Genomic DNA, 2,479 nt, shown 5'->3' on the forward strand with positions numbered 1-2,479 from the left:
GGGGCGAGCACCCCGACCTCGGGCATCTTCAGGTGCGGCACGCCGTAGTGCTGCGGGTCGGGCGCGCTGAGGGGCGCGTCCAGTGCCAGGCCGGGGGTGAGGGTGCGCAGGTCGGAGGCGGGGAGGTCGACGCCGACGTGGTCGAAGCCGGCGCCGAGGGCGCGCGGCAGCGGCACGCCGAGGCCGACGCCGGGCAGCCGGCCGTTCATCGGCACCTGCGGCAGCGCGCCCTCCGGGATGAGCCGGCCCTCGACGTAGCGGGGCCCCTCGGGGACGCCGGGGATCAGCAGCGGCAGCTCCATGCCGAGCTTGGGCATCTCGATGCCGAGGGACTTCTCGACGCCGTCCAGAGGGACGGGGACGGGGACCCCGCCGGTCGCAACGGCGGGCGTGGCCGCGGCGCCCACGGCGACGGCGACGCCCGCGACGACGACGGCAAGGGTTCCTCGGGTGGTCGGCTTCATGTCAGGTACGGGCCTTTCCGGATACGAGAGGAGCGACGTCCGTACCGGGTAACGAGCCGGGAATCGGCATCAGTTCACAATTCGCCCGGGTGCAGCATTAGTCGGCTGTACGCCATCCGCGGTCATCCACTCTTCCGCTCTTCCGTCATTCGGCTCCTCCTGAATTCGGGAATTCGGGAATTCGGTAATTCCGGAGTTCCGTTGTTCAGCTCGTCCAGAAGTCCCACCATCGGGTCAGGATCAGCATGCCGACGACCCCGGTGTGCAGCACCGGCAGCACCCAGGTGAACTCGCCGAGGCACTCCCGCAGCGGGCGCGGGGCGGGCAGGAACCGGTGGCGTACGGCGAAGGAGGTGACGTACCAGAACAGGAGGATGGTGGCGACCCAGGCCAGGCAGCACCACAGGCACAGCGCGCCGATCCGGTACAGCGACTGGAACTGCAGCCAGGTGACGAATCCGATGCCGAAGGCGCAGCCGACGTCGAAGGTCAGCCAGTACCAGGCGGGGAAGCGGGCGCCGGCCAGCAGGCTCATGCCGACGCAGATCACGACGGCGTAGGCCGCCAGGCCCAGCATCGGGTTGGGGAACCCGAACGCCGAGGCCTGGGCGCTCTTCATCACGCTGCCGCACGACACCACCGGGTTGAGGCTGCACCCGGGCACGAAGCGCGGGTTCTCGATGAGCTTGAACTTGTCGAGGGTGATGACCCAGGAGGCGAGCAGCCCGGCCGCCCCCGCGACCACCGTCAGCAGCGCGAACCCCCGCCCGGCGCCGGCGGTGCCCGCCATCAGCCGCGCAGGCTGCGGGCCGGCAGCACGACGTGCGCGGCGGCCGTCAGGGTCTCCTCGGCCCCGGCGAAGTCCTTCAGCGCCTCGGGGGTGACGGGCTTGCCGGGCTCGCCCTCGGGCCACGGGCGGGTGGTGAACACCAGGTAGGCGTAGCCGCGTTCGCCGACCGCGGCGAGCCACTCCGCGGGCGCGGGGCACTGGGCGTTGAGCGGGGCCAGGCTGAGGACGACCTGGCCGGCCTCGACGAGCAGGGTGACGGGCAGGCTGGGCCGGGCGGTGCCGTCGACGAGGTCGCCGCCGACCGGCAGTCCGTTGTTCGCCAGCAGCGCCTCGATCGCGGCCGCGGTGGCCCCGGGACCGCCCTCGGCATCACCGAGGGAGTAGGCCAGCAGATAGGGCATGTCGCTGCCGTCGGGGGCCTCGCCGCTCCAGGCCAGCACGACGAGCGTGCCGAGGTCGGCGAGGCGGAACGGGCGGGTGTCGCTTGGGGTTGAGGTCACCGCGCGACCCTACCGACGGGCGGTGCGGCGGCCGGGCGCCCGCTCACCCGGTCGGCGGACGTCCGCCGGCCGGGCCACACGAACGAGGGACACCCCTCGGTGTCCCTCGAACGCTCCCGGCCCGGCCCGTCCCTCGCCGGCTCAGCTCTGCAGCGGCAGACCGCCCAGCAGCGGGTTGTGCTGGTTGAGGGCGCCGGCCGCGGTCTTGACCGTGTTGAGCGGGGAGCGCTTGTTCTCGGTGTCGAGCGCGTTCGACTGGTGCCGCAGCGGCATCGCCTGGTTCAGGTCCAGGCCGTCCTTGGTGATCGTGTTCACGGCGCCGTTGAGGCTGGTGGGCGTGAGGTCGGCGGTGTTGTAGGCGAACGCGGGCGCGGCGACGCCGACGAGAGCCACGGAACCGGCGGCGACGGCGACGGCCTTCAGCGACTTCATCATGTTCCTTTCTTCGGCGACTTTCGGCTACGCAAGCCGCCCGGGGGAATTGCGACGTCATGTCCAACGACGTCCCGGCGGACCGGAAACCCCGTTTTCGGAAGACATATGAGATCCCGGTGGCACCGGCCGGACCGCGCAGGGTCCGGGAAACGGCCGGGAGAAAAGCACGGACCGGCCGGGGGGCGGGGGGGGCGGGGGGGGGGGGGCCGGCGCCCCGCCCCCCCCCCCCCGCCCCGGGGGGGCCGGGGGGGGGCGCACCCGCGCGGGGGCCCGCCCCCCGCCCCCACCCG

Annotated in this window: 4 protein-coding genes; all 4 read right to left on the reverse strand. The window is 73.0% G+C overall.

Annotated features, from left to right (window positions below):
- The coding region (locus ACIQVL_RS07155; protein ID WP_403474658.1) for a hypothetical protein at nt 1-464 on the reverse strand (464 nt) is incomplete at its 3' end.
- A 205-nt stretch (nt 465-669) separates the two neighbouring features.
- On the reverse strand, nt 670-1,254 hold the full coding sequence (locus ACIQVL_RS07160) for a vitamin K epoxide reductase family protein (RefSeq protein ID WP_403474659.1): 585 nt from the start codon (nt 1,252-1,254) through the stop codon (nt 670-672).
- On the reverse strand, nt 1,254-1,754 hold the full coding sequence (locus tag ACIQVL_RS07165; RefSeq protein ID WP_403474660.1) for a DUF5949 family protein: 501 nt from the start codon (nt 1,752-1,754) through the stop codon (nt 1,254-1,256). Before ACIQVL_RS07165 ends, ACIQVL_RS07160 begins: the two co-directional genes overlap by 1 nt.
- Nucleotides 1,755-1,895: 141 nt before the next feature.
- Nucleotides 1,896-2,186 carry a hypothetical protein gene (locus ACIQVL_RS07170; RefSeq protein ID WP_403428152.1) on the reverse strand — a complete coding sequence of 97 codons (291 nt, stop codon included), beginning with the start codon at nt 2,184-2,186 and terminating at the stop codon, nt 1,896-1,898.
- Between the last annotated feature and the right edge of the window lie 293 nt (nt 2,187-2,479).

The sequence above is a fragment of the Streptomyces sp. NPDC090499 genome (assembly GCF_044769305.1).
Taxonomy (GTDB): Bacteria; Actinomycetota; Actinomycetes; order Streptomycetales; family Streptomycetaceae; genus Streptomyces.

Excerpts from the sequence above, each read along its gene's own strand:
- ACIQVL_RS07170 (WP_403428152.1), bottom strand. The coding sequence starts at position 2,186 with ATGAAGTCGCTGAAGGCCGTCGCCGTCGCCGCCGGTTCCGTGGCTCTC.
- ACIQVL_RS07160 (WP_403474659.1), bottom strand. The coding sequence starts at position 1,254 with ATGGCGGGCACCGCCGGCGCCGGGCGGGGGTTCGCGCTGCTGACGGTG.